Origin of the sequence: Aureibaculum marinum (assembly GCF_003813905.1) — a bacterium.
In the GTDB taxonomy this organism is placed as follows: domain Bacteria; phylum Bacteroidota; class Bacteroidia; order Flavobacteriales; family Flavobacteriaceae; genus Aureibaculum; species Aureibaculum marinum.
This window is the reverse complement of record NZ_RPFJ01000031.1, coordinates 37062-44651: the sequence shown is the minus strand read 5'-3', so window position 1 is coordinate 44651 and position 7590 is coordinate 37062. Positions and strand designations below refer to the sequence as shown.

General features: G+C 30.4%; 6 protein-coding genes and 1 pseudogene. 2 read left to right on the top strand and 5 right to left on the bottom strand.

The annotated features are described in order from the left end of the window. Positions 1–182: 182 nt before the first annotated feature. Positions 183–302, top strand: a pseudogene (locus tag EGM88_RS16145) (helix-turn-helix domain-containing protein); the annotation flags it as partial. Here the strand turns inward: EGM88_RS16145 and trhA are convergent. Both trhA and EGM88_RS13310 read right to left on the bottom strand, forming a co-directional pair. Next, positions 299–946 (bottom strand): PAQR family membrane homeostasis protein TrhA, encoded by a 648-nt coding sequence (gene trhA, locus EGM88_RS13315; protein WP_123898926.1) that lies wholly within the window; start codon positions 944–946, stop codon positions 299–301. The pseudogene EGM88_RS16145 and the gene trhA sit on opposite strands and share 4 nt — an antisense overlap. Then, positions 936–1682, bottom strand: coding sequence for a lysophospholipid acyltransferase family protein (locus EGM88_RS13310; RefSeq protein WP_123898925.1), 747 nt, complete (start codon positions 1680–1682; stop codon positions 936–938). Before EGM88_RS13310 ends, trhA begins: the two co-directional genes overlap by 11 nt. A 115-nt stretch (positions 1683–1797) precedes the next feature. Here EGM88_RS13310 and trpS point away from each other — a divergent pair, with 115 nt between their 5' ends. Next, positions 1798–2766, top strand: coding sequence for a tryptophan--tRNA ligase (trpS, locus tag EGM88_RS13305; protein WP_123898924.1), 969 nt, complete (start codon positions 1798–1800; stop codon positions 2764–2766). A 94-nt stretch (positions 2767–2860) separates the two neighbouring features. Here the strand turns inward: trpS and EGM88_RS13300 are convergent, their stop codons facing one another. From EGM88_RS13300 to EGM88_RS13290, 3 genes are all read right to left on the bottom strand, one after another. Continuing rightward, positions 2861–3892, bottom strand: coding sequence for an NADP(H)-dependent aldo-keto reductase (locus EGM88_RS13300; protein ID WP_123898923.1), 1032 nt, complete (start codon positions 3890–3892; stop codon positions 2861–2863). 85 nt (positions 3893–3977) lie between these two features. Further along, on the bottom strand, positions 3978–5159 hold the full coding sequence (locus EGM88_RS13295; RefSeq protein WP_123898922.1) for a phosphoglycerate kinase: 1182 nt from the start codon (positions 5157–5159) through the stop codon (positions 3978–3980). Positions 5160–5205: 46 nt separating this feature from the next. Beyond that, positions 5206–7512: a M28 family peptidase gene (locus EGM88_RS13290; protein WP_123898921.1), complete on the bottom strand. Its 2307-nt coding sequence runs from the start codon at positions 7510–7512 to the stop codon at positions 5206–5208. Between the last annotated feature and the right edge of the window lie 78 nt (positions 7513–7590).

Sequence of the window (7590 nt, the reverse complement as noted above, 5' to 3'; positions counted from 1 at the left end):
ATTTAATTTCATTATTGATTTTTAGCAATAAGATTCTACTATAATGGTTTTTGTATATAGTAGTTACTAATTTAGAGAAAAAAAATTATAATTTTTTATTAAAAACCTCAAAATATCCTATAAATAACCGTAATTTTTTACGGTTGAAACCGTAAAAATGATTAAATTATACCAATAAAGACCGACAATATATTTATAAAATTGAAAAAGGTGTGGTTACACCTAATATTGTAATCATATCTATACTGTTAAAAGCTATGAACATTAGTTTTAAAGAGTTTTTTAGCGAAGGTTTTGATTAAGCCAACACATAAAAATACACGGCCATAAAGTGTGAAAAGCTTCCTAATAATACAAATACATGGAAAATAGCATGGTTATAAGGCATTTTTCTAATGCTAAATAGTATTGCACCAATAGTATAAAAAACACCGCCAGTTAATAACCAATACAAGCCATTTGTAGGTAAATTTTCTAGTAGTGGTTTTATAGCAAAGATAATTATCCATCCCATTGCTACATAGGCAGCCGTTGAAATTTTCTCAAACTTACCTGTATTAAATAATTTAAAAAAAATGCCAATTAAGGCAATTCCCCAAGTAACACCAAAAATAGTCCAACCTATTGTACCTTTTAAAGTTACTAATGTGAAGGGGGTGTACGTGCCAGCAATTAAAACGTAGATAGCCGAATGATCAAGAATATTTAATTTTCTACGAATTTGTGGGTTTTTAGAATAATGATAAAATGTAGAGGCAGCGTATAACAAGATTAAACTGGATCCAAAAATGGTAAAACTTACAATATGTGTTGCAGTTCCATGTTTATAGGCATGAATTATTAACATTATTAAAGCTATAATACTTAAAACTAAGCCAATTGCATGTGTAAGTACATTTAGTTTTTCTTCTTTAGATGGATAGTATGTTATAAGCTTATTTTTCATTAGCTGTATCATTAATCAGCTCGTTATAAATGGTGTTGTAGGCTTGTTGTTTAATTGTTTCCATGTCATCTAAAGATAATCCTTTCGTTTGAATAAATTTATGAATTTTTACACGTAAAGTTCCTGGCCAGCCACTAAAAAAAGTCCAAGAGAATCGTTTTTTTACATCGTAAAAAGTTATGGGTATTATAGGTATCTGATGTTCTATGGCTAATCGGAAGGCTCCTTTTTTAAAAGGAGCTAAAGTAACACTTTCTTCAGGGACTAAACCTTCAGGAAAAATTACAATGCTTAATCCTTGGTTAAGTTTTTTTTGGGCACTTATATAGACTTTTTTTCTACTTTCTTCATTAGCTCTGTCTACTAAAATACTTGTTTTTCTTGCTACATAACCAAATATAGGTAATTTTCTAACTTCTTTTTTTGCAACAAAAACAGCTGGATTTTTCATAACTGAAAGCATTAGCATTACATCAATTAAAGAAGCATGGTTGGCAATAAACATATAGCTTTTATTGGGTAATATTTCTTCTTCAATTTTTACAACAGGTGTAAAACCCATTACAAATAGAATGGTTTTGCCCCAAAAAATAGCAATTTTAAAAAAGGTTTTATATAAGTTATCAAAAGAAATAACAACAATTAATACAGGTAAAGAAAAAAGGATAGAAAAAAACACCCAGCCATAAAACCAGATACGCCAAAAAAGTCGAAAAATATTTTTTAATAAATTCATTGGGGTAAATTTATGAAATCTAGAAACTATACCATAGTTCAATTTTTGAAAATTGAAAATCGTTTTTTTAAAATTCTCACTTGCTATTTGTATTTTTGTACATCAAAAAAAATTTATGTCTAGAATTCTTACGGGAGTACAAAGTACGGGAACCCCACATTTAGGTAATTTATTAGGAGCCATAATACCGGCTATTGAGATGTCTAATAATTCAGCTGATGATTCGTTTTTGTTTATTGCTAATATGCATACATTAACGCAAATTAAAGATGGAGCTGTTATAAAACAAAATACCTATAGTACAGCTGCGGTATGGTTGGCCTTTGGAGTAGATATAAATAAAACTGTTTTTTACCGTCAGAGTGATGTACCAGAAGTTACCGAATTAGCTTGGTATTTAAGTTGCTTTTTTCCATATCAACGTTTAAGGTTGGCACATGGCTTTAAAGATAAAGCAGATAGATTAGATGATGTAAATGCTGGTCTTTTTACCTATCCAATGTTAATGGCAGCAGATATTTTGGCATATGATGCAGAGGTAGTTCCTGTAGGAAAAGATCAATTGCAACATTTAGAAATGACTAGAGATGTTGCTAATAGGTTTAATCATAAAATGGGTGATACTTTAGTGCCGCCAGAAGCTAAGGTGCAAGAAAATGTGATGATTGTACCAGGTCTGGATGGTGAAAAAATGAGTAAATCACGTGGAAATGAAATTAATTTATTTCTGGATGATAAAAAATTACGTAAAGTAATTATGAAAATTCAAACTGATAGTACACCTCTTGAAGAACCTAAAAATCCTGATACTTGTAATTTATTTGCCTTATATAAATTAGTTGCAGACGAAGATCAAATTGAAGAAATGCGAGCTAATTATTTAGGAGGAAATTATGGTTATGGGCACGCTAAACAAGCTTTTTATGACTTGCTAATTACCAAATATGCTAAAGAAAGGGAGTTATATCAGTACTACATGAATAATTTACATGAAATAGATGCAATATTAGCTATAGGTGCAGAGAAAGCAAGAAAAGTGGCAAGAGAGGTTTTAAATAGGGTTAGAGAAAAATTAGGATATTAGTATTTTCTAGATTCTTTTTTTTTGTGAAGAACGTTGTTTAATAAACATCTTTGTGAGGAAAGATGTTTATTAATATTCAGATATAGGTGTAATTTTATGCAGCAGGATTTGGTATTTTGTTGTGTACTGCGTTTATTTCATCAATAATAGTTGAAGATAAATCAATATTAATACTATCAATATTTTCTTTTAATTGATTCATTTTTGTGGCACCAATAATTGTTCCGCTAACAAAAGGGAGTTGATTTACAAATGCTAAAGATAATTGTGCTAAACTCAACCCATGTTTTTTGGCAATTTTTAAATATTCAATAACAGCGTTGGTAGATTCTGTACTGCTATATCTTTTATAAGCAGGAAATAAATTAACACGTCCGTCGTCGGGTCCATTTCCATCTAAATATTTACCCGAGAGTACGCCAAATGCCAAAGGTGAATACGCTAATAAACCTATACCTTCTTTTAAGGCAATTTCAGAAAGACCAGCTTCAAAAATTCTATTTAATAATGAATACGCATTTTGAATCGTAATCATTCTAGGTAAGTTTTTGGTTTTAGCCTCTTCTAAATAACGCATTGTTCCCCAGGGAGTTTCGTTCGAGATGCCTACATTTCGAATTTTACCCTGTTTGATAAAATTATTTAATGTTTCTAATATTTCAGCAAAATTATCTTTCCATTTGCTTTCTTGATTGTAAGGATAGTCTCGTACGCCAAAACAGTTAACAGGACGTTCAGGCCAATGTAATTGATAGATATCTATATAATCAGTTTGTAATCGTTTTAAACTACCATGAAGAGCCTCGGTAATTGCTTCTTTTGAAAACCCTGTATCTCTAATATGAGCTATTCCAGGACCTGCAATTTTAGATGCAAGTACTATTTTATCTCTATTACCTGTCTTTTTAAACCAAGAACCAATAATTTTTTCGGTTGAACCATAAGTTTCGGCTTTTCCTGGAATAGAATACATCTCTGCAGTATCAAAAAAATTAACGCCTTGTTCTAAAGCATAATCCATTTGCTCATGACCTTCGGCTTCGGTATTTTGTTGTCCCCAGGTCATAGTGCCAAGACATATTTTACTTACTTTGATATTGGTATGAGGTAGTTTGGTGTATTTCATAGTAGTAAGGGTTCAGTATAAGTTAATAAAAAACAGAGTTTAATTTAAACTCTGTTTTAAATATTATTATTTAATGGGATTATCTCTAGATTGCTGCAATTCCAGGTAAAGTTTTACCTTCTAACATTTCTAACATGGCACCACCACCAGTAGAAACATAACTTACTTTATTTTCGAATCCGAATTGTTTTACAGCGGCTACAGAATCACCACCACCAACTAAAGAGAAAGCTCCATCAGCGGTTGCATCAGCAATAGCATTACCTAATTCAATAGTCCCTTTAGAAAACTTAGGCATTTCAAAAACACCAACAGGACCATTCCATAAAATAGTTTTAGATTGAGCAATAATCATTGCAAATGCCACATTGGTTCTTGGTCCAGCATCAACACCTTGCCATCCATCAGGAATTTGGTTGATATCCACAACTTGTGTATTGGCATCATTACTAAAGTCATCAGCAGCAATAACATCTACAGGTAAATGTACTTTTACACCTTTCTCTTTTGCTTGTTTCAAAATATCTAATGCTAATTCCTGTTTGTCATCTTCACAAATAGAGTCTCCAATATTACCACCTTGTGCTTTAATAAAGGTAAAGCTCATACCACCACCAATAATTAAATGATCTACTTTATCTAAAATATTTTCAATTACAGTAATTTTTGAAGAAACTTTGGCCCCGCCCAAAATAGCTGTTACGGGTTTTACACTGTCTTTAAAAACTTTATTTATACTAAGAATTTCTTTTGCTAATAGATTACCAAAACATCTTTTGCCTTCGAAGAATTGGGCAACAATAGTAGTAGATGCATGGGCTCTGTGGGCAGTGCCAAAAGCGTCATTGATATAAATGTCTCCTAATTTAGAAAGCTGCTCTGCAAAAGCAACATCGCCAGCTTTTTCTTCATCGTGAAAACGTAAATTTTCTAATAATAAAACTTCTCCAGGTTCTAATTCTGCTGCGGCATTTTCAACATTTTCTCCAACACAATTATCAATAAATTTTACCTGAACACCAATAATTTCACTGACAGTATCAACAATATGAGATAGAGAGAATTCAGGACTTATTCCTTTTGGGCGACCAAGATGTGACATTAAAATACAGCTTCCTCCATCTTCTAGTACTTTTATAATAGTTGGCTTTGCCGCTACAATTCTCGTAGTATCTGTTACTTTAAAATTCTCATCTAAAGGCACGTTAAAATCTACACGTATTAGTGCTTTTTTATTTTTGAAATTAAAATCATTAATTGTTGTCATTTGTCATATAATTTTATGATACAAATATAGCCTTTCCATTACTTTTTTACTCTAAATTTATCTGTTTTTTTATAATAATAGCATCGTTAATTACAAAAGGCATAGGCATCATAGTTTCATTTCTTGGGGTAATATTAAAAGACATACTTTCTAGTAAGTCGTATGAGGTTTCATATATTACAAATGAAGGTTTTTGTTCTTTGGGAATCGAAAATTTAAAATCTAAGTGCTTATCGGTGTTAGAAAAATAATAACTTAAAATTTGGTTATTGGTTTTAAATACATATTCTGAATCTTTTGGTTTAGGCAAAGGCTCTCCGTTTATGGTAAAGGTTTCAAAAGAAACTTCATTTAATGAAAGTAATTCTATTCTATCAATGTCGCGTTGAGGTGTGATTTTTATATTTAGGTGTCGAGATTCATTAATAATAGTGTCTCTTAATATTTCTATTTGTGGTTGAATAATAGTTTTTACTTCCGTTTTTTTATGCATTTGAATTTTGGTGCCATATTTACTCATGGTAGTGGTATTGTCAAATCCACCTTTTGTAGGATTTTTACCTAAAAATTGTTCCATATACTCGTCAGTATTTTTGTTGTAACTAGCCCAATAAGCTTCATTTTTATCCGCATCAAATACATAAATGATGCTATTAGGTAGTTTTTGGTTACTAGTATATCCAGATTTATATGATGCTGAAATAAAAATTAACAATGATAGTACTAAGAATAATCTTCCTAGTTTTTTATTGTTTTTAAAAGATGAAAATATTGGAAGAAGTAATGCAAAAATTAATACTATAAAAATACTACTTATTACAAGCATTTTTAAACCTAATCCAATTGGAAACATTTGTACTAAAGGGGCAAATATTAATAATATAGGAACTGACAACAAGCTTAATAATATAGATTGATTCTTCTTTTTTGAGAACAGAAGCAGAGTAAAAACAACTATTCCATAGATAGTTGCAACTATAAAATAGCCTGCTCCTTTTAAATAAATAGCAACAGCGGTATTAATCAAAATCCAAATAAAAATTGGAGCTATAATTAAATTGATGATTTCAATATTTTTAAAATACCTGTTATAAATTAAAATACAAATGGCTAGTGTTAAGGCTGAAAAAGCTGCAATGTACCAATGTCCATTATAAGTAAAACCATGCAGTATATCTTGATATTGAGGGTGAATTTTTAGTAGTATTTTCCATCCGTAAAAGGTAATTAAACCGTTTACTGCAAGTGATAATAAAAATGGTATAAAGCCTTTTAAAATGGCTACAATATTTAATTTTTTTGTTGAAATTCCAATAACTAATAGTGATAGAAATACTATTGAAATAATTATAACCATTGGCATTACCCAAGAAAATGGATAATACATCATGCCAATAAACGGAAAATTAAAATAAACGTAATCACTTACAGCATTTAAATCAGATAAATCAGCATCAGCAAAATAATATAATAATGGCATTAAATAACTAGCTTGGTGCTCTAATGTATTACGATCTAATCTTTCATAACTATCAAGTTCGGTATGGTAATCGAAATGATCATCTATAAAGGCGAAATTGTAGCCCTGAATATTGCCTTCTTCTCTAAAAACAGTTAAGTCGGTATCGTTTGGTAACATTTTATAAATGCTATACATTAAAGAGCTGGCAACAGGATATTTAGGGTTTGCATTAGTAAAATGTTCAATTAGTTTTTTGTTTCCATTATTTGTTTCCATTAGCATATAGCTTGGACCTCCACTACCTCTTGCTTCAAAATTTAGAACCAGACCAATATTTTTACCCCAAGGATGGTGTTTAACAAATGCATTAGCTCCTAATAAGCCAAGTTCTTCAGCGTCAGAAAATAGTATTATAATATCATTTTTAGGAGCTTTATTTTTACTTAAAAAAGCTCTTAAACCCTCTAAAATAGTAACAACACCACTGCCAGCATCACTAGCACCTAAAGAAGAATGTACTGCACTGTCATAGTGTGTTAATATTAATAGTGCTTTTGAATTTGATGAACCTTTAATTTTTGCTATAATATTTTGAGTATTTGTACCAGCCCTCCACTTTCTATTAACAGCTACTTGATGTTGAATTTCAACAGATAATCCCAATTTTTTTAATTCGTTTACAATATAGCTTTGAACTTTTTGATGCTCTTTAGTACCCACATAATGAGGTTTTTGGCTTATTTCTTTTAAGTGCGTAAGAGCTCTGGTAATTGAAAATTCAGTAATTGGAACATTTTCTGAAGTTTTAATTTTTGGCATTAATACATTGAAAGAGAGGTAGATAGATAGAATAATTATGATAAATGAAATAGCTGACGCATATTTTTTCATGTTGAATTTGTCTTAAGTTAGAGGATGATTTTTGACTAAAATAAGTATTTTTAAAGAAATTATCATATATTTATAGAA